15 protein-coding genes are annotated in these 19,812 nt (G+C 74.1%); 12 read left to right on the forward strand and 3 right to left on the reverse strand.

Annotated features, from left to right (window positions below):
• The first annotated feature begins 51 nt into the window (after positions 1-51).
• From F0L17_RS16385 to sucD, 7 genes are all read left to right on the forward strand, one after another.
• Positions 52-1,182, forward strand: coding sequence for a VWA domain-containing protein (locus F0L17_RS16385; protein ID WP_155073719.1), 1,131 nt, complete (start codon positions 52-54; stop codon positions 1,180-1,182).
• A 691-nt stretch (positions 1,183-1,873) separates the two neighbouring features.
• Positions 1,874-2,113, forward strand: a complete 240-nt coding sequence (locus F0L17_RS16390) for a hypothetical protein (protein WP_155071664.1) — start codon at positions 1,874-1,876, stop codon at positions 2,111-2,113.
• Positions 2,114-2,305: 192 nt separating this feature from the next.
• Positions 2,306-3,112 carry an HlyD family efflux transporter periplasmic adaptor subunit gene (locus tag F0L17_RS16395; protein ID WP_162466280.1) on the forward strand — a complete coding sequence of 269 codons (807 nt, stop codon included), beginning with the start codon at positions 2,306-2,308 and terminating at the stop codon, positions 3,110-3,112.
• Positions 3,113-3,375: 263 nt separating this feature from the next.
• Positions 3,376-5,493 carry an NHLP family bacteriocin export ABC transporter peptidase/permease/ATPase subunit gene (locus F0L17_RS16400; protein WP_238420632.1) on the forward strand — a complete coding sequence of 706 codons (2,118 nt, stop codon included), beginning with the start codon at positions 3,376-3,378 and terminating at the stop codon, positions 5,491-5,493.
• A gap of 163 nt (positions 5,494-5,656) precedes the next feature.
• Entirely contained in the window at positions 5,657-8,647 is a 2,991-nt protein-coding gene (locus F0L17_RS16405) for an NHLP bacteriocin export ABC transporter permease/ATPase subunit (RefSeq protein ID WP_155073721.1), read from the forward strand.
• A gap of 322 nt (positions 8,648-8,969) precedes the next feature.
• The gene (gene sucC / locus F0L17_RS16410; RefSeq protein WP_162466281.1) at positions 8,970-10,142 is read left to right on the forward strand and encodes an ADP-forming succinate--CoA ligase subunit beta; all 1,173 of its coding nucleotides are present in this window, start codon (positions 8,970-8,972) and stop codon (positions 10,140-10,142) included.
• Between the two features lie 25 nt (positions 10,143-10,167).
• Positions 10,168-11,052 (forward strand): succinate--CoA ligase subunit alpha, encoded by an 885-nt coding sequence (gene sucD / locus F0L17_RS16415; protein WP_155071666.1) that lies wholly within the window; start codon positions 10,168-10,170, stop codon positions 11,050-11,052.
• Positions 11,053-11,225: 173 nt separating this feature from the next.
• Here the strand turns inward: sucD and F0L17_RS16420 are convergent, their stop codons facing one another.
• Positions 11,226-12,143 (reverse strand): RNA polymerase sigma factor, encoded by a 918-nt coding sequence (locus tag F0L17_RS16420; RefSeq protein ID WP_155071667.1) that lies wholly within the window; start codon positions 12,141-12,143, stop codon positions 11,226-11,228.
• A 163-nt stretch (positions 12,144-12,306) separates the two neighbouring features.
• On the opposite strand from F0L17_RS16420, the gene F0L17_RS16425 reads away from it, so the two are divergent.
• A complete protein-coding gene (locus F0L17_RS16425; protein WP_238420634.1) occupies positions 12,307-13,635 on the forward strand; it encodes a cell division protein PerM in 1,329 nt (442 codons plus the stop codon).
• A 74-nt stretch (positions 13,636-13,709) separates the two neighbouring features.
• On the opposite strand, the gene F0L17_RS16430 is transcribed toward F0L17_RS16425, so the two are convergent.
• On the reverse strand, positions 13,710-14,693 hold the full coding sequence (locus F0L17_RS16430; protein WP_155071669.1) for a hypothetical protein: 984 nt from the start codon (positions 14,691-14,693) through the stop codon (positions 13,710-13,712).
• Positions 14,694-15,004: 311 nt separating this feature from the next.
• Here F0L17_RS16430 and purN point away from each other — a divergent pair, with 311 nt between their 5' ends.
• Both purN and purH read left to right on the forward strand, forming a co-directional pair.
• Positions 15,005-15,658, forward strand: a complete 654-nt coding sequence (purN, locus tag F0L17_RS16435; RefSeq protein WP_162466282.1) for a phosphoribosylglycinamide formyltransferase — start codon at positions 15,005-15,007, stop codon at positions 15,656-15,658.
• Positions 15,651-17,228 carry a bifunctional phosphoribosylaminoimidazolecarboxamide formyltransferase/IMP cyclohydrolase gene (purH, locus tag F0L17_RS16440; protein WP_155071670.1) on the forward strand — a complete coding sequence of 526 codons (1,578 nt, stop codon included), beginning with the start codon at positions 15,651-15,653 and terminating at the stop codon, positions 17,226-17,228. Before purN ends, purH begins: the two co-directional genes overlap by 8 nt.
• 146 nt (positions 17,229-17,374) lie before the next feature.
• Here the strand turns inward: purH and F0L17_RS16445 are convergent, their stop codons facing one another.
• Positions 17,375-17,908, reverse strand: coding sequence for a hypothetical protein (locus F0L17_RS16445; protein ID WP_155071671.1), 534 nt, complete (start codon positions 17,906-17,908; stop codon positions 17,375-17,377).
• A gap of 307 nt (positions 17,909-18,215) precedes the next feature.
• Here F0L17_RS16445 and F0L17_RS16450 point away from each other — a divergent pair, with 307 nt between their 5' ends.
• Together F0L17_RS16450 and F0L17_RS27070 are read left to right on the forward strand one after the other, a co-directional pair.
• Positions 18,216-19,085, forward strand: a complete 870-nt coding sequence (locus F0L17_RS16450; protein WP_155071672.1) for a bifunctional methylenetetrahydrofolate dehydrogenase/methenyltetrahydrofolate cyclohydrolase — start codon at positions 18,216-18,218, stop codon at positions 19,083-19,085.
• Complete coding sequence (locus F0L17_RS27070; RefSeq protein WP_162466283.1) at positions 19,075-19,566, forward strand: DUF3017 domain-containing protein; 492 nt, start codon at positions 19,075-19,077, stop codon at positions 19,564-19,566. Before F0L17_RS16450 ends, F0L17_RS27070 begins: the two co-directional genes overlap by 11 nt.
• Positions 19,567-19,812: the final 246 nt, after the last annotated feature.

The following is a 19,812-nucleotide window of genomic DNA, read 5'->3' on the forward strand; positions in this document are numbered from 1 at the left end:
GGCGCGGCGCCCGACGGCGCGACGGACGCGGCGGCGAGGGACGACGAGCGGTTGCGGCGTTGGCGGCTGGTCCTCGGCGGCGGGGAGGGCGCCGAGGGCACCGGCCGCGAGTTGACCGGTCGGGACGCCGCCATGGACCGCACCCTCGCCGCCCTCTACGGCGGCGGGAAGGGCGGGGGCGGCCGGCAGGGGCGGCGTTCGGCCGGGCTGGGTGCCTCGGCGCCGAGCGTGGCCCGCTGGCTGGGCGACATCCGCACCTACTTCCCCGCCTCCGTCGTCCAGGTCGTGCAGCGGGACGCCATCGACCGGCTCGGCCTGTCCGCCCTGCTGCTGGAGCCGGAGATGCTGGAGGCCGTGGAGGCGGACGTCCACCTGGTCGGCACGTTGCTCTCCCTCAACCGGGCGATGCCGGAGTCCAGCCGGGAGTCGGCCCGCGCGGTCGTCCGCAAGGTCGTCGACAAGCTGGAGCGGAAGCTCGCCTCCCGCACCAGGTCCACCCTGACCGGGGCCCTGGACCGGTCGGCGAGGGTGCGGCGCCCCCGGCACCGTGACATCGACTGGGACCGCACCATCCGGGCCAACCTCAAGAACTACCTGCCCGAACACCGGACGGTCGTGCCCGAGCGGCTCGTCGGCCACGGCCGCGCCTCGCGGGCGGTGACGAAGGACGTCGTCCTCTGTATCGACCAGTCCGGCTCCATGGCCGCCTCGGTCGTCTACGCCTCGGTCTTCGGAGCGGTGCTCGCCTCGATGCGGTCCATCTCCACCCGGCTGGTCGTCTTCGACACCTCCGTCGTCGACCTCACCGAGCAGCTCGACGATCCGGTCGACGTGCTGTTCGGCACCCAGCTCGGCGGTGGCACCGACATCAACCGGGCGCTCGCCTACTGCCAGTCGAGGATCACCCGGCCCGCCGAGACGGTCGTCGTCCTCATCAGCGACCTGTACGAGGGCGGCATACGCGACGAGATGCTCAAGCGGGTCGCCGCCATGAAGAGCGCGGGCACGCAGTTCGTCACGCTGCTGGCGCTCTCGGACGAGGGCGCCCCCGCCTACGACCGCGAGCACGCCGCGGCGCTGGCCGCGCTCGGCGCCCCGGCCTTCGCCTGCACTCCCGACCACTTCCCGGAGGTGATGGCCGCGGCCATCGAGAAAAGGCCCCTGCCGATTCCGGTGGAGTGAGCGGGTGAATGGACGGGGAGAATGTGAACGAGTCGTGGCCGAATTCCACGGGAGATGCGGATGCCTTTCGACGGCGCGGGGGCGGTGGCCGTCGGTGGGCGGGAATTCCCGGCCGCGAGGCCGCTCCGATGCGGCAGGCCGGGGCGCGCGGCCATATGGAAGGGGCGCACAGGCGAAGGATTCGCGCCCCCGTTCGGCGTTTCCGGGATGGTGGATGAGCGGCATCGATCGATACGCCGCGCTCGTCGATCACCGGCGAGTGGCCTCCTTCGAAAACTTTCACACCGTGTGCAATCTGCGCCCTACTCGCTGTGTGGGTACTCGACATGTCCGGCATGTGCCACCGCCGGTCGGACGGGAACATCCGGCTGTGTCCTCGGTCGTTCGCGCGACGCCGGGTTCCTCGCGCTTTCCTGTGAAGGAAGTGGAACCTTTTGACGACCGGAAGTGAGTGAAGGCCCTCCGCAAGATGCGGTGAAAGGCGTCCGAGGGATTGGTCAGGCCGGCCGGTCGCGTGTTCTCATTTGCGCACCAGGCGGACCGGGAAAACGCGCTCCGATTCCAGCCGATCGCCTTTCGGCTGACGGGGCGTCGAATGCCCGGCCGTCATGGGAGTGGGTCGGACCGTCCCCCCTGCGCTCCGTCCCACGCCACTGGGAAACGCTTCCACACCGAGAAGGGACAACGCTCAATGCGTGAGCACCTCGAGACCCGTGAGATCGACGACGCCGAGCTGGACGCCGTTTCCGGCGGCATCGTCAGCGTCTCCGGCGGCCTGGCCGGCGCCGCGCTCAACGACGCCGCGACCGTCGTGGGCGCCGTGAACTCCCTGGAGACGACCCAGACCGCGCAGGGCATCGCCGGCGCGGCCCCGGGCCTCGTCTCCGGCGTCACCGGCGTTCACGTCGACACCACCGCCCTGGGCCGCTGATCGCAGCACCCCACCGGTTCCCTCGGGCGCCCGCACGATTCCGAGGACGTGCGGGCGCGCGGTGAGCCGCCCCCGAACCCCGGAGCAACCCGTTCCGGGGTTCGCGGTCGTCCGCGCCCACGTCCCCGGCCGGCTGCCCCGCCCCACCCCGGAGACGAGTTCCAGGGGGAACGCAGTCGAAGGAATGGTTCCGTGCAGTTCCGCAAGAAGGCGCTCTCCAAGCTCCAGTCGCCGGAGGAACTCGACCTGCCGGTGCGCTTCGCCCGCCCGCAGGGCCGCCTCGTCCTGGCCGTCACGGTCGCCGTGATGACCGTCGCCGCCTTCTGGGCGGTGGGCGGATCGATCTCCACCAAGCTCAGCGCACCCGGCATCCTCACCCACGCGGGAGGCAGCTACACCCTGCAGAGCCCGATCGCCGGCCAGGTCACCGAAGTCCTCGCGGAGGAGGGCGAGCTGCTGCCCGCCGACGCTCCCCTGCTGAGGCTCCGCACCCCGCAGGGCGAGCAGGCCGTCCGCACGGTGACGGGCGGTCTGGTGACGGCCCTGGTCGCCGGGGTCGGCTCGGTCGTCGAGACCGGCGCGGACGTGGCGACGCTGGAGCGCGTGGACGGACCGGACGACCCGCTGGTGGCGGTGCTCTACATCCCCGGCGACGGCGGCTCCTCGGTCGCCGTCGGCGCCCGGGTCGACCTGACCGTCCAGTCCGTGCCCCAACAGCGGTTCGGGATGCTGCGCGGTCGCGTCGCCCAGGTCGGCCGCGCCCCCCGGACACCGCGGCAGATCGGCGCCTTCCTCGGCGACGCCGACCTCGCCGAGCAGTTCACCCGGCGGGGCAACCCCGTCGCGGTGGTCGTGGAACTCGAGCGCTCCGAGAGCACCGAGTCCGGCTACGCGTGGTCCTCGGGCGACGGGCCCCCGTACGCCGTCGAGTCCAGGACACCGGTCACCGGCGCCGTGCGCCTCCCGGCGCAGCGCCCCGTCGAATGGCTCCTCCCTTGACCGTCCCCCAGCACCGGGAGACCCGGCACCGAGAACCCCGAGAACCCCGAGAACCCCGCGGTTCCCGCCGGCCCACAGCCCACCGGCCGCCGGAGGACTCCGGGGGCGCGGCCCGGTCCCACCGCCTCCCGCCCGCCGGCCGCCGCGCCGCCCGCACCGACCACGGCGCTCCCGACAACCGCCGCCGCGCCGCCCGCGGTCGAGCCGCTCGTACCCCCCGGGGCCGGACGCCCCGCCCCGTGCGCACTCCCACCGTGCTCCAGATGGAGGCCGTGGAGTGCGGTGCCGCCGCGCTGGCCATGGTGCTCGCCCACCACGGCCGCCACGTGCCCCTGGAGGAGCTGCGCATCGCCTGCGGCGTCTCCCGCGACGGCTCCCGCGCCGGCAACCTCCTCAGGGCCGCCCGCGGCTACGGACTGCGGGCCAAGGGCATGCAGATGGACCTGGCCGCCCTCGCCGAGGTGCGCCCCCCGGCCATCCTCTTCTGGGAGTTCAACCACTACGTCGTCTACGACGGCACCGGCCGCCGCCTCGGCCGTCGCGGCGTGTACGTCAACGACCCCGGCCGGGGGCGGCGGTTCGTGCCGCCGGCGGACTTCGACACCAGCTTCACCGGTGTGGTGCTCACCTTCGAACCGGGCGAGGGCTTCCGACGCGGCGGTCGCAGGCCGAGCGTCATGGGCGCCATGCCCGACCGGCTGCGCGGCACCCGCGGCACCCTGTTCGCCGCCGTCCTCGCCAGTCTCCTGCTGGTGGCCGTCGGCGCGACGGTGCCCGCGCTGAGCCGCACCTACATCGACAGCTTCCTCATCGGCGGTCGGACCTCGCTCCTGGGCGTGCTCTTCCCCTCGATGGCCGCCGCCCTGGTGCTCACCGCCGTCCTCACCGGGCTCCAACACGCCAACCTGCTGCGCGGGCACATCATCTCCTCGACCCTGGCCAGTGCCCGCTTCTTCCGGCACCTGCTCAGGCTCCCGGTCACCTTCTTCGCCCAGCGCAACCCGGCCGACCTCGTCCAACGGCTCCAGTCCAACGACGCGGTCGCCGAGACCCTCGCCCGGGACCTGGCCGCCGCCGGCGTGGACGCCGTCGTGGTCGTGCTCTACGCGGCGCTGCTGTGGACCTACGATCCGCAGCTCGCCGTCGTCGGCATGTCGGTGGCGCTGCTCAACCTGGTGGCCGTGCGCGTGGTGATCAGGCTGCGGGCCACCGGCACCCAGAAGCTGCGCGCCGACACCGCCCGGCTGACCAACACCTCCTACAGCGGCCTCCAGCTCATCGAGACGATGAAGGCCACCGGCGGCGAGCAGGGCTTCTTCCGCCGCTGGGCCGGACAGCACGCCACCACCCTCGACGTGCAGCAGCGCCTGGGCGTGCCCAGCGCCTGGCTGGCGGTCGTCGCGCCCACCCTGGCCACGCTCAACAGCGCGCTGATCCTGCTGATCGGCGGTCTGCGGGCGGTGGAGGGACACCTGACCGTCGGTCTGCTCGTCGCCTTCCAGACCCTGATGACCAGCTTCACCACGCCGATCACCCGCCTCAACGGCGTGGCCGGCCGCATCCAGGACTTCGCCGCCGACCTGGCCCGGTTGCGGGACGTGGAGAACTTCCCCGTCGACCCGGTCTACTCGCGGCACGAGCCCGCCCCCAGCACCCGGCGGCTCACCGGCCACGTCGAACTGGAGGGGGTCACCTTCGGCTACAGCCCCCTGGACCCGCCGCTGCTGAAGGGCTTCTCCCTCTCGGTCGGCCCCGGCCGGCAGGTCGCGCTCGTCGGCGGGTCCGGCAGCGGCAAGTCCACCGTCTCCCGGCTGATCGCGGGTCTCCACGCCCCCTGGGAGGGGACGATCCGCATCGACGGGATGCGGCTGGAGGACATCCCGCGCGGGGCGCTGGCGGCGTCGGTGGCCTTCGTCGACCAGGACGTCGTCCTCTTCGAGGGCACCGTCCGCGACAACGTCGCGCTGTGGGACCCCTCCATCCCGGACGAGGACGTCGTCGCCGCGCTGCGGGACGCCGCCGTGCACGACGTGGTCGCCCGTCGCCCCGGCGGCATCCACAGCCATGTGGAACAGGGCGGGCGCAACTTCTCCGGCGGACAGCGGCAGCGGCTGGAGATCGCCCGCGCCCTGGTGCGCCGTCCCAGCGTGCTGGTGCTGGACGAGGTGACCAGCGCCCTGGACGCGGTGACCGAGCAGACCATCATCGACAACCTGCGGCGCCGCGGCTGCGCCTGCGTGGTGATCGCCCACCGGCTGAGCACGGTGCGCGACAGCGACGAGATCGTCGTGCTCGACCGGGGCACCGTGGTGGAGCGCGGGCGGCACGAGCACCTGGTCGCCGCGGGCGGGCCGTACGCCGAGCTGGTCAGGGAGCGTTGAGGTGACCACTCCTCACCACGCGTACCCCGGGGCGCACTCGCCGCACCCGCCGTACGACCGGGAGCCCGGGTACCGGACGTACGACGACCCGCACCTCCACGCGTCGCCCGACCCCACCGCCCCCACCATCCCCACCGCCTCCGCCGATCCCGTCGTCGCGGCCCTGGGGCACCTGGGCACGGCGGTGGACCGCGCCGGTGCGCGCAGCCTGTCGCTGGAGGGCCCGCACGTGCTGTGGCTCGTGGTCGACGGCTCCCTGGACCTGTTCGCCGTCGGCACCGCGCGGGACGACACGCCCGACGGCGTGCCGGTGGCGCCCGGCGCCGCCGTGGCCGACGGCCAGTGGCACTTCCTGGGACGCGTGGGCACGGGCACACTGCTGCTGGGGCCGGTCCGGGGACCGGAGCACACCCTGACCGCGCGTCCCGTGCCCGGCTGCCGCCTGCACCGCGTGGAGCTGCGCGAACTGCACGCCCCCGCACCGGCCGACCCCTGGGTCGCCGCCGACGGCACGGGGTACGGCGGTGCCGGATACGGCGACACGGGGCAGTGGATGGCCGAGCAGTGGCACGCCGGGCCGGGGATGCCCCCGGACGGAGCCCGGGGACGGCAGGCCGTCCCCGGCCACCCCGGCGAGGCGGGGCTCAGTCCACTGGAGGACGCCTTCGCGCGCGGCATCGGCCGCGGCCTGCGGGTGCTCTACCAGGCGGCGCAGGACGGCCCCGCCGCCGACGGGCAGCCGGCGGCGGCCGACGACGACATCCTCTGGATGCAGATCGCCCCCGGCAGCGTGGCGTACGGCGCCGCGTACGACGCGGAGGCGGCCGGCGCCCTCCTGGTCGACCCGGCGATGTGGCAGGGCATGGTCGACCGGCAGTACCGGTTGATGTACGCCCTGGACGACCGGATCGAGGAGATCGAACGCGCCCACGAGGACCGCACCGCGGCCGGCATCGAGGCCGGCGAGGCCGCCCGCACCCAGGCGGACCGGACGCTGATCGCCTCCATCGGCCGTCCCCGCGGCACCCCCCGCGACGCCGCGGACGACGACGCCGCCTTCGCCGCGTGCCGCCTGGTGGCCGAGCGGTCCGGCATCGCCCTGAAGCGGCCCGCCGGAGCGGACGGCGACCCCGGCCGCGCCGACCCGGTCGAGCGCGTCGCGCTCGCCTCGCGGATCCGCACCCGCACCGTCAGGCTCTCCGGCCGCTGGTGGAGGGAGGACTACGGTCCTGTGGTGGGACGCCGTGCCCGGGGGCCCCGCTCCTCCCGGGCGGACCGTGCCGACCGGGCGGAGGCCCGGGGAGGGGCGCCGGTCGCACTGCTGTGGCGGCGCGGCGGCTACGAGGCCGTCGATCCGGCCACCGGCGAGCGCGAGCGCGTCGACGGGGACAACGCGGCCGACTTCGGTACCGAGGCCGTGATGCTCTACCGACCCTTGCCCGACCGTCCCCTGGGCCTGCTCGGCCTGCTGCGCTTCAGCGTCCGAGGCACCCGGGGCGAGGTGCGCGCCCTCGTCCTGGGCGGACTGGTCGCGGTCTGTCTGGGCGCCCTGGTGCCCATCGCCACCGGCCGGGTGCTCGGCGAGTACGTGCCCGAGGGCGAGCGGGGCCTCATCGTGCAGACGACGCTGGCGCTCATCGCCGCCGGGGTCCTCTCGGCCGCCTTCTCCCTGCTCCAGAACGTCTCCATCCTGCGGCTGGAGGGACGGATCGAGGCCACTCTCCAACCGGCCGTCTGGGACCGACTGCTGCGGCTGCCCACCACGTTCTTCGCCGGTCGCTCCACGGGCGAGCTGGCCGGCGCGGCGATGGGCATCAGCACCATCCGCCGCACCCTGTCCGGCATCGGCCCGGTGGCGCTCCAGTCGGTCACCGTCGGCGCGGTCAACCTGGTGGTGCTGCTGGCGCACAGCGTGCCGCTGGCGTTGACGGCGATCGCCATGCTGCTGACGATCGCCGCGGTCTTCCTCGGGCTGGGGCTGTGGCAGCTGCGCTACCAGCGGCAGCTGATCAAGTTGGGCCACCGGCTCGACAACCAGGCCTTCCAGACCCTGCGCGGCCTGCCCAAGCTGCGCGTCGCCGCCGCCGAGAGCTTCGCCTACGCCGCGTGGGCGCGGGAGTTCGCCCGCACCCGCAGGCTCCAGCAGCGGGCCGGGCGGATCGCGAACGTCGTCTCGGTGCTCAACGCGGTCTACCTGCCGCTGTGCACGTTGGTGATGTTCGCGCTGTTGGCCGGCCCGGCCCGCGGCAGCATGTCCGCCGCCGAGTTCCTCACCTTCAGCACCGCCGTGACGATGATGCTCTCCTCGGCCACCCAGCTGACCGGCGCGCTTATCTCGGCCGCCGCCGTACTGCCGATGTTCGAGCAGGTCAGGCCGGTGATGCGGGAGGTTCCGGAGGTGGAGAGCGGCAGTGTGCGGCCCGGCGAGCTGAGCGGGGCGATCGAGGTCCACGACCTCTCCTACCGGTACACCGAGGACGGCCCGCTGGTGCTCGACGGCGTGGACCTCCGGATCCGTCCGGGCGAGTTCGTGGCGATCGTCGGTGCCAGTGGCTGCGGCAAGTCGACGCTGCTGCGGCTCCTCATCGGCTTCGACCGGCCCACCTCCGGCAGCGTCCGGTACGACGGCCAGGACCTGGCGGCGCTCGACCGGGCGGCCGTGCGCCGCCAGTGCGGCGTCGTGCTCCAGAACGCCCAGCCGCTGACCGGCTCGATCCTGGAGTGCGTCTCCGGAGCCGAGACGTACCCGCAGGAGGAGGTGTGGGAGGCGGTCGCGATGGCGGGCCTGGCGGAGGACGTCAAGGCCATGCCGATGGGCCTGCACACCATGCTCTCCGACGGTGGCGGCACCGTCTCGGGCGGGCAGCGCCAGCGGCTGATGATCGCCCAGGCGCTGATCCGCAAGCCCCGCGTCCTCTTCCTGGACGAGGCCACCAGCGCGCTGGACAACGAGGCGCAGGGGGTGGTCATGGAGTCCACCCGCGCCCTGCGCTGCACCCGCGTGGTGATCGCCCACCGACTGTCCACGATCATGGACGCGGACCGGGTGATCGTCATGTCCGAGGGGCGGATCGCCCAGCAGGGCGCCCCGGCCGAACTGCTCGCCGACACCGGCGGCCTCTTCCACGAGCTGGTCCGCCGCCAGGTGCGGTGAACCGCCCGGGACCGGCGCGCGGACGCCCCCGCCGGCCGGGCGGCGACCCGTCGGCGATCGGGCGACGCCGGGCGGTGGTCGAGCGGCGGCCGGGCGGTGGGCGGGCGGTTTTTCCCCTCGTTTCCGTCCCCTCCCTCCCGGGTGAGGGGACACGCGTCTGTGACGGTTGTCACCACACGGGTGTGAGCTGCGATTTATGTCGGGCACACGGACAGGGCTAACCTGCAAGGCGGACATGCCGCGCGCCCCCGCCGACGCCGCGGCCACGCGGCACGCCCACGCTGACAACGAACCGCGATACCACAACTAGGGACGGACGCGCGTGGACCTGTTCGAGTACCAGGCGAGGGATCTCTTCGCCAAGCATGACGTGCCGGTGCTGGCCGGTGAAGTCATCGACACGCCCGAGGCGGCGCGCGAGGTGACCGAGCGACTCGGCGGTCGCGCGGTCGTCAAGGCGCAGGTCAAGACCGGTGGACGAGGCAAGGCCGGTGGTGTGAAGCTGGCTTCCGACCCGGACGACGCGGTCGAGAAGGCCCGCCAGATCCTGGGCATGGACATCAAGGGCCACACCGTCCACAAGGTGATGCTGGCCCAGACCGCGGAGATCGCGGAGGAGTACTACGTCTCCTTCCTGCTGGACCGCGCCAACCGCACCTTCCTCGCCATGGCGTCCGTCGAGGGCGGTATGGACATCGAGGAGGTCGCGGCCACCAAGCCCGAGGCCCTGGCCAAGATCCCGGTCGACGCCGTCGAGGGCGTCACCGAGGCCAAGGCCCGTGAGATCGTCGAGGCCGCGAAGTTCCCGGCCGAGGTCGCCGACAAGGTGGTCGAGGTCGTACAGAAGCTGTGGACGGTCTTCGTCAAGGAGGACGCCCTCCTCGTCGAGGTCAACCCGCTGGTCAAGACCGCCGGTGGCGACGTCCTCGCCTTGGACGGCAAGGTCTCCCTGGACGCCAACGCCGCGTTCCGCCAGTCGCACCACGCCGACCTGGAGGACAAGGCCGCCGCCGACCCGCTGGAGGCCGCCGCCAAGGCCAAGGGCCTGAACTACGTCAAGCTCGACGGCCAGGTCGGCATCATCGGCAACGGCGCGGGCCTCGTCATGAGCACCCTGGACGTCGTGGCCTACGCCGGTGAGAACCACGGCGGCGTCAAGCCCGCCAACTTCCTCGACATCGGCGGTGGCGCCTCCGCCGAGGTCATGGCCAACGGCCTGGAGGTCATCCTCGGTGACCCGGACGTGAAGTCCGTCTTCGTCAACGTCTTCGGCGGCATCACCGCCTGCGACGCCGTCGCCAACGGCATCGTGCAGGCCCTGGAACTGCTCAAGTCCAAGGGCGAGAACGTCGACAAGCCGCTGGTGGTCCGCCTCGACGGAAACAACGCGGAGCTGGGCCGCAAGATCCTGAACGACGCCGACCACCCGCTGGTGCAGCAGGTCGACACCATGGACGGCGCCGCCGAGCGGGCCGCCGAGCTGGCCGCGAAGTAACGAGGGACGAGGACACCGAACAACCATGGCTATCTTCCTCACCAAGGAAAGCAAGGTCATCGTCCAGGGGATGACCGGCTCGGAGGGTCAGAAGCACACCCGGCGCATGCTGGCCTCCGGCACCAACATCGTCGGCGGCGTCAACCCGCGCAAGGCGGGCACGAGCGTCGACTTCGACGGGACCGAGGTACCGGTGTTCGGCTCGGTCAAGGAGGCCATGGAGGCCACCGGCGCCGACGTCACCGTCGTCTTCGTCCCGGAGAAGTTCACCAAGGACGCGGTGAAGGAGGCGATCGACGCCGAGATCCCGCTCGCCGTGGTGATCACCGAGGGCATCGCCGTTCACGACACCGCCGAGTTCTGGGCCTACGCGGGTGCCAAGGGCAACAAGACCCGCATCATCGGCCCGAACTGCCCCGGCCTGATCACCCCGGGTCAGTCCAACGCGGGCATCATCCCGGCCGACATCACCAAGCCCGGCCGCATCGGCCTGGTGTCGAAGTCGGGCACGCTGACGTACCAGATGATGTACGAGCTGCGCGACATCGGCTTCTCCACCTGCGTCGGCATCGGCGGTGACCCGATCATCGGCACCACCCACATCGACGCCCTGGCCGCCTTCGAGGCCGACCCCGACACCGACCTGATCGTGATGATCGGCGAGATCGGCGGCGACGCCGAGGAGCGGGCCGCGGACTTCATCAAGGCCAACGTCACCAAGCCGGTCGTCGGCTACGTCGCGGGCTTCACCGCCCCGGAGGGCAAGACCATGGGCCACGCCGGCGCCATCGTCTCCGGTTCCTCCGGCACCGCCCAGGCGAAGAAGGAGGCCCTGGAGGCCGCGGGCGTGAAGGTCGGCAAGACCCCGTCCGAGACCGCCCGCCTGGCCCGCGAGGTGCTCGCCGGCTGAATCGGCCGCACCGGAGGCCCGTCGGACGGCGGGACCGCCGGCGCCCGCCGTGGGCCCGCACTCCCCGGAGTGCGGGCCCACGGCCGTTCTCCGCTCGTTCCGCGTCCCCGCGCCTCCGGCCCGGCCGCGCCCCTCGCTCGTCGCCCGCCGGTCGGTCGACCGGCCGACCGGCGTCAGCGGCCGTCCGCCGGGCCGTCCCGGTCCGGGGCGTGCACGGAGACGGCGGGGGGCCGCTCGGGCACCTGCCCCCGGGGCCCGGCCACGGCCGTGAGCCCCACCGCCGTCGTCAACAGCGCCGTCATCCCCACCGCGGCGCCCGTACGGAGCCGCACCCGGCCCTCGCTCGCACCGCGCACCGCGCGGGCGGACGCCGTCTCGGGCTCGGGCCCGGCGGCGGCCGCCTCCTCCAGCAGGTCCCGGATCATCCTCCTGCGCCGGTCCGGCGCCACGCGGGACAGCTCGGGCACGTACTCGGCCAGTCCCTCGCGCGCGTGCATCAACCGTCCGGCGGCGGCCGCGGTGCTCGCCTCGCACTCGGCGGCCGTCTCCGGCAGGTCGATGCCCAGTCCGTCGTGCAACAGCAGCGTGCGCCGGTAGACGGGCGGCAGCCGCAGCAGCGCCTCCAACGGCAGCTTCGGGGCGCGCGTTCCGCCGCTTCCTCCCCCGTTCCCGTCCCCGCCGTTCGCCGGGGCCGGCGTGGTGGCGCGGCGCGGCCGGGGGCGGGGGAGGAACCGTTGCCAGGGCGCGAGCGCGTACTCGTGCGCCGCGGCGCGCACCCAACCCGCCGGGTCCGGGTCCACGGCGACCTCGGGCCACCGTTCCCAGGCCAGCCGGAAGGCGCGGCCCACGGCCCGGCCGGCCGACCGCCGGTCGCCGGTGAGCAGGTACACCTGCCGGAACAGGGGGGCGGCGTGCCGCCGGTGGAGCCGGTCGAAGGCCTCGGCCGGCCCGCTCCCCGCCGGGCCGCGCCGCTCCTCGGGGGGCGCGGGGCGCCCGGCCGGACGGCACTTCCCGGAGTCGGTCCCGAGCCCGGACCCGGTCCCGCTCCTGGTGCCGTTGCCGGGGGCGCGAACGGAGACTGTCTCGGTCATGCGGCTGTCCGTCCCTGGGAGATCGTCGACGGCTGTGTCCGTACGAAGTCCGTACTGATGCACTGTATGAAAAAGTCCATAGCGGATCGTGTGCGACACATCGATCCTTTCCCCGCTCCCCGGGCCGGGCACCGGTTGTTGGCAGCATGGCGGCGTGCATCCGATGACCCGTCAGGGCGCGTCGCCGCCTCCGCCGTCCCCACCACCACCCCGCGCCCCCGCGATGCTCCGCGGCGAGCCCGTCCCGCTCCGGGAGCGCCTGTTCGAGGGCGCGATGGCCGCCGGGCTGGGTCTGGGAGGGGTCACCGTTCTCGTCCTGTCGCTGTGGATCTCCTCCCCCTACCCCGACGACGGTCCCGGCGACGCCCTGCACATCGCCGCCGACCTGTGGCTGATGGCCCACGGCGTCCCCCTCGTCCGCGTCGAGACCCTCGACGGAGCGCCCGCGCCCGTCGGACTGACACCGCTGCTGCTGTGCGCCGCGCCGCTGTGGCTGCTGCACCGCACGGCCCGAACGGCGGCGCTCGGCGCCTTGGACGCGGCGGACGCCGCCGGCGGGGGCGACTCGCCCCGGCGGGCCGCGTGCTGGATCGCCGTCGGATACCTGCTGGTCGCCGCCGCCGTCACGGTGTACGCCTCCTCCGGCCCCGTCCGGGTCGATCCCCTGGGGGTCGCGTGGCGGCTGCCCGTCGTGGTGGTGGTCGCGGTGGCCGCGGGCGTCTGGACGGGCCGGGGCAGGCCTCTGGTCCCGTCCGGCCGGCGAGCCCGGCGACTGCGGGCCGCCGCGCCGCCGCTCCTGCGGTCGGCGCTCACCGGGGCCGGCGTCTTCGCCGCGGTGCGCGGCGCGCTCGCGGCGACCACCGCCCTGTGCGCCGCGGGCGCGCTGCTGGCGGCGGGCTCCCTGATGTGGCACGTGGCCACCGCGCAGCGGGCGGCGTTCCCGTCGATCACCCCCACCTGGTCGGGGTACGCCTCGACCCTGCTGCTCTCCCTGGCCCTGATGCCGAACGCGGCCGTCTGGGGCGCCGCCTGGGGCCTCGGCCCCGGCTTCACGCTCGGCGGCGGCAGCACGGTGGGTCCGGTGGCCGTGACCGCCGCGCCGCCGCTGCCGGACTTCCCGCTGCTGGCGGCCGTACCGGTCGAGGGCCCCGGCACGCCGGTGGAGTGGGCGCTGGCCGCCGTGGTGCCGCTGGCGGCCGGGACGGCCGCGGCGCGGAGCGTGGCGCGCGTCGCGGTGCCGGAGCGGGGCAGGCGCGTGCTGGGCCCGTGGGCGACGGCGTGCGCCGCCGCGCTGGCCGCGTGCGGCTGCGGAGCGGCCACCGCGCTGCTGGCCGGGTTGGCGGGCGGACCGCTGGGCACGGGCGCGCTGGCCCACCTCGGTCCGGACTGGCGGCTCACCGGGGCGGCCGCGCTGGCCTGGACCGTGCTCCTGGGGCTGCCGGGCGCCCTGGCCCTGCGGGCCCTCCGGCTCCGGGGGCGCGGCACCGGCTGACGGGTCGGCCCGCCGGATCACCGCAGCCGCCGCGTCACCGCAGTCGCCGCGTCACCGCGTCCGCCGCGTCACCGTCACTCGTCCTGTTCGCCGAAGAAGGGCCGCAGCTCCTCGGGCAGGTGCCGGTCGCACGCCTGGCGGGAGGAGTTGGTGAGGGCGTCCTCGACGCAGACGAAGTAGTCGCGGTAGACGAGTTGCACCGTGAACTGCGCCGCGATGATCAGCAGGGCGACGACGCCCGTCACCAGCCCGCTCACCGCCGCTGCCGTCTGCGGCCGGGGCCCCTGGCCGGGCCGGCCGGGCTGCCCGGCGGCCGACCGTCGCGCGGCGGGGTCCCAGGCGGACGCCCCCGACGGGCTCCCTCCGGACGGGCCGGCCGTTCCGGAGGGGGCCGGCGAACCACTCGATCCCGCCACGTCCTCCGGACGGGCCGCCGCGCGCGGAGCGTTCGTCCCGCCCGTGTCGCCGTCCGCGCCGGGCTTGCTCCGCAGCGAGACGACCCCCCAGTACACGGCCAGCGCGCCCAGCGGCGCCGCCAGCCAGGTCAGCCCGAAGAGCGCGAAGAAGACGCCCCACATGCCCGCCAGCAGGGCGTACCGGGCGCGTCGCTGCACCGGGTCGGTCGGGTCCCAGCGCATGCCGTTCCGGCCGCCGGGGCCGGTGCCGCCGCCGGGCGCCTCCGGGCGGTCGGCCCCGCCGAACCCGCCGCTCTGACGGCGCGGCTGACGGCTGCTCCACCGGCCGCCCCACTCCGGGGCGGAGCCGTCCCCGCGGTCGCGGTCGTCCCCGCCGTCGCCGTTCGCCCCGTCCCGGCCGGTGTCCGCCGGGAGGCGCGGCCGCCACGGCTGTTCGGGGCGGTCCTCGGGCGGCGGGGCGAAGGGGTTGTCGTCCGTGCCGCCGCGGGAGCCGTTCCCCTCGCCGCCGGAGGCCCCCGAGGATCCGGACGGGTCCGACGGTGACATCCGCAGCCGGAACGGGACCGGGGCGGTGCCAGTCGGGATGCCGGTCGGGATGCCGGTCGGAGTGGCGAGGGCCGCGCGGCGGCGTCGGTCCGTCATGTGCTCTGTGTCTTCCCCTGGGTCTCGTCCCGGCGCGGGGCCGTGTGGATCTGTGGTGTGGGTGCGGCGTGCCTGGTGTGCGCGACGGTGCGCCTGACGGCGCGCGTGGTGGCGCGCGTCACGACGTACCCGGGCGACGCACGTGGCCCAGACGCTACCGGGCGGCCGTCCACCCGTCCCGAGGGGGCCGTCCGGCGTGCCGGTATCGTTGCTGACGGTCGGCCGCTTCGTAGGGTTCCCCGGAATCACCCGACCCATGGATTTGTACGATCACACAAAGCCGCACCGTCCTTCCGAGAAAGAGCCTCGTCGTGGCTTCCGCTTCCCGCTCCTTCGCCGCTCACTCCCCGGCCCGCGTCGTCGTCCTCGTGTCGGGTTCGGGCACGAACCTCCAGGCCCTCCTCGACGCCGTCGCCGAACGGGGGGCGGCCGCCTACGGCGCCGAGATCGTGGCCGTGGGCGCCGACCGTGACGGCATCGTCGGGCTGGAGCGCGCCGAACGCGCCGGACTGCCCACCTTCGTCCGCCGCGTGCGGGACCACGGGGACCGGGACGCCTGGGACCGCGCGCTGGCCGAGGCGACCGCGGCGTACGAGCCCGACCTGGTGGTCTCCGCGGGCTTCATGAAGATCGTGGGCAAGGAGTTCCTGGCCCGGTTCGGCGGACGCCTCGTCAACACCCACCCCGCCCTGCTCCCCAGTTTTCCCGGTGCCCACGGCGTGCGCGACGCGCTCGCGTACGGCGTGAGGGTCACCGGGTGCACCGTCCACTTCGTCGACGACGGTGTCGACACCGGCCCGATCATCGCCCAGGGCGTGGTCGAGGTGCGGGAGGCGGACGACGAATCCACGCTCCACGAGCGGATCAAGGAAGTCGAGCGACGGTTGCTCGTCGACACCGTGGGACGGCTCGCCCGCCACGGCTACCGCATTGAGGGAAGAAAGGTCATTCTCGGTCATGACTGATGGCTCTGAGGACACGGCGACCACCAGGCGTCCCGTCCGGCGCGCGCTGGTCAGCGTCTACGACAAGACGGGTCTGGAGGAGCTGGCCCGGGGGCTGGACGCGGCGGGCGTGAAGATCGTCTCGACCGGTTCGACGGCCGCGCGGATCGCCGCCGCGGGCGTGGACGTCACCCCGGTGGAGGAGCTGACCGGCTTCCCCGAGTGCCTGGACGGCCGGGTGAAGACGCTGCACCCGCGCGTCCACGCGGGCATCCTCGCCGACCTGCGCCTGGAGGACCACCGCCGGCAGCTCGACGAACTGGAGGTGGAGCCCTTCGACCTCGTCGTCGTCAACCTCTACCCCTTCCGGGAGACCGTCGCCTCCGGCGCCTCCCCGGACGCGTGCGTGGAGCAGATCGACATCGGTGGCCCCTCGATGGTCCGCGCCGCCGCCAAGAACCACCCGTCGGTGGCCGTCGTCGTCAACCCCGACCGCTACGGCGAGGTGCTGGAAGCCGTCGCCGCCGGCGGCTTCGACCTGGCGGCCCGCCGGCGGCTGGCGGCCGAGGCGTTCGCCCACACCGCGGCGTACGACGTGGCCGTCGCCTCCTGGTTCGCGAGCGACCACGCCCCGGCGGACGACTCCGGTTTCCCGGAGTTCCTGGGCACCGCCTACGAGCGCCGCAGCGTCCTGCGCTACGGCGAGAACCCGCACCAGCCCGCCGCCCTCTACAGCGACGGCAGCGGCGGCCTCGCGGGTGCCGAGCAGTTGCACGGCAAGGAGATGTCCTACAACAACTACACGGACACCGAGGCCGCGCGTCGGGCCGCCCACGACCACGCCGAGCCGTGCGTGGCGATCGTCAAGCACGCCAACCCCTGCGGCATCGCCGTCGGCGCGGACGTCGCCGAGGCGCACCGCAAGGCCCACGCCTGTGACCCGCTGTCGGCCTTCGGCGGCGTGATCGCCGTCAACCGCCCGGTGTCGCGGGAGATGGCCGAGCAGGTGGCCGAGATCTTCACCGAGGTCATCGTCGCCCCCGACTACGAGGAGGGCGCGGTGGAGGTGCTGGCCCGCAAGAAGAACATCCGCGTGCTGCGCTGCCCGCAGGCTCCCGCCGCGACCGTCGAGCACAAGCCGATCGACGGCGGCGCGCTGCTCCAGGTCGCCGACCGCCTCCAGGCCGCCGGCGACGACCCGGCGACCTGGACCCTGGCCACCGGCGAGGCGCTGGGCGAGGCGGAGCTGGCCGAGCTGGCCTTCGCCTGGCGGGCCTGCCGGGCGGTGAAGTCCAACGCGATCCTGCTGGCCAAGGACGGTGCCACGGTCGGCGTCGGCATGGGGCAGGTCAACCGGGTGGACTCCGCGAAGCTCGCGGTCCAGCGCGCCGGGGAGGAGCGGGCCCGCGGTTCGTACGCGGCCTCCGACGCCTTCTTCCCCTTCCCCGACGGCCTTCAGGTGTTGACGGCCGCGGGTGTGCGGGCCGTCGTCCAGCCGGGCGGCTCGGTCCGCGACGAGCAGGTGGTCGAGGCGGCGAAGGCGGCGGGCGTGACGATGTACCTCACCGGTACGCGGCACTTCTTCCACTGACCGAGCCGTTTCGGGCCCCCGGATCCGGGTGCCCGGGCCGGACGCGCCGAGGACCGCGTCCCCGAACGGGGGCGCGGTCCTCGTGCGTCGTCGCGCCGGGGCCGGGGCCGGGCCGGGACGGGGAGCGGGCGCGGCTCGGGCTCGACTCAGGTGCGGGGGCGGTCGAACCACGCCGCCGACTCGGAGGAGGCCAGCAGCACCACGCAGACGATGCCCAGGGCGATCCACAGCAGCCCGAGCGGCAGCGCCGCGATGCCGAGCAGGATCAACAGCGCCGACCAGACGATGGCCGCGATCCGCAGGCCGCTCCCGCCCCGCGGGAACCTGGTGGCGAGCACGATCCCGGCGATCGCGTGGAGCAGGAAGAGGACGAACAGCGTGTAGTAGGCGCCGGTGTCGACCCCGCCCAGATCGCCGTAGGTGTCCTCCAGACGGTCCTCGGCCGCGGCGAAGGCGATCATGAGCAGCACCGAGAGGGCCGCCTGGATGCCGCCGGCGATGAAGAAGATCAGTCGGGACGAGTTCACCTTGCTCGGCATCGCCCCGGGCGGCCCGCTCGGTGAGCCGTACGGACCGGGCGGCGGTGCGAGCGGGTGCTCGGAGGACGGGTCCGGGCGTTGGTGCGGCGGCGGGCCGTAGGGGTCGTTCCGATAGGGGTTGTTCGGGTCGGAGCTGCTCATGGCGGTTCCTCCGGACGGTCGATGCGGCGGCCGCGGGACACCGAGACCGCGGCACGGGTCTCCCGGTGGTGCGGCCCTCGGTGCCCGCGTCCGGCCGCGGTGTCGCGTCCGAAGGGCCGCGCCGCTTCCTTACGGCCACGAGTGCCCGGTACCGCCCGGACCATCCCTGTTCGTCATGGTGTGGGAGAGGGGGCGGGTTGCCGTCCTCCGCTCCGGACGGTGACGTGGTGGTCACAACGGGTGGGCGTGGACGGCGGAGGGATGGGCGATTGGAGCCCCGGCCCCCGTATCCGGGAGGATGGGCCCCATGACCGCCCAGATTCTCGATGGCAAGGCCACCGCAGCCGCGATCAAGTCCGAACTCGCCGTCCGTGTCGAGGCCCTCAAGGCCCGCGGCGTCCAGCCCGGTCTGGGCACGATCCTGGTCGGTGACGACGTCGGCAGCCAGAAGTACGTGGCGGGCAAGCACCGCGACTGCGCCCAGGTCGGCATCGCCTCCATCCAGCGCGAGCTGCCCGGTACCGCGAGCCAGGAGGACATCGAGGCGGTCGTCCGCGAGCTGAACGAGGACCCGGCCTGCACCGGCTACATCGTCCAGCTCCCGCTGCCGCGCGGCGTGGACACCAACCGCGTCCTGGAGCTGATGGACCCGGCCAAGGACGCCGACGGCCTCCACCCGACGAACCTGGGCCGCCTGGTGCTGAACGAGTCCGCGCCGCTGCCGTGCACCCCCAACGGCATCATCGAGCTGCTGCGCCGCCACGGCGTGGAGATCGACGGGGCGGACGTGGCGGTCGTCGGCCGCGGCATCACCGTCGGACGCTCCATCGGCCTGCTGCTCACCCGCCGCTCGGAGAACGCGACGGTGACCCTGTGCCACACCGGCACCCGCGAGATGGCCGCGCACCTGCGCCGGGCCGACATCGTGGTGGCCGCGGCCGGCTCCCCGCACCTGGTGCGGCCCGAGCACGTCCGACCGGGCGCGGCCGTGCTGGACGTGGGCGTCAGCCGGAACGCGGAGGGGAAGATCGCCGGTGACGTGCACCCGGACGTGGCCGAGGTCGCCGGTTGGCTCTCGCCGAACCCGGGCGGCGTCGGCCCGATGACGCGGGCGATGTTGTTGGCGAACGTCGTGGAGGCGGCGGAGCGGGCCGCGGGGACGGACCGTGTCGGCTGAGAGGGACAGGACCGACGGGGTGTCGGGTGCGTCGGGTGCGGGAACACCGGCCGGCGACGGTGGTGCCGGCGGTGCCGGTGGTGCCGACGGGCCCGAGCGCCCCTCCCGGCGCTTCCCGTCGGTCACCCGGGACACCGCCCGCCCCGAGGGCGGCGGCCGGGCGGCCCCCGGTGACGCCCCCGCGCCCGCCCGGCAGTGGCCGCTGCTGTGCGTGTTGGCCGGGACGGTCGCGGGACTGCTGGTGACGCTCGCCGACTTCCGCGCGGGCATCCTGATCGTCGGCCTGTCCACGCTGGCCGGGGCCGTGCTGCGGTGGACACTGCCGTCGGTCGGCATCCTCGCGGTGCGCTCCCGCTTCACCGACGTGTTGACCTACGGCCTGCTGGGCACCGCGATCGTGCTGCTGGCGATGATGGCCCAGCCCGGGGCGTGGCTGGAGATCCCCTTCCTGGAGGACATCGTCCACTTCACGATCCGCTGATCCGTGCGGGCCGCCCGCGCGGCACCGGGCACGACAGGACGTTCCGGGGGCGCCGCCTCGACGGCCGGGCGACGCGCCGGCATGACGGTGGGGAAAGCGGGGCAGACGAGGTGCCGTAACCCCCCACGGGTGCGGCACACGCCCGGGCGGCCGCCCGCGATCCCCCCTCCATGCGCGGGTGGCTGCCCCCGCGTGCGGCCCGTCGGATAGCCTGACGCCGAGTCTCTTGATGTAGAGATACGTCGG

The organism is Streptomyces taklimakanensis, assembly GCF_009709575.1.
GTDB classification, from domain to species: domain Bacteria; phylum Actinomycetota; class Actinomycetes; order Streptomycetales; family Streptomycetaceae; genus Streptomyces; species Streptomyces taklimakanensis.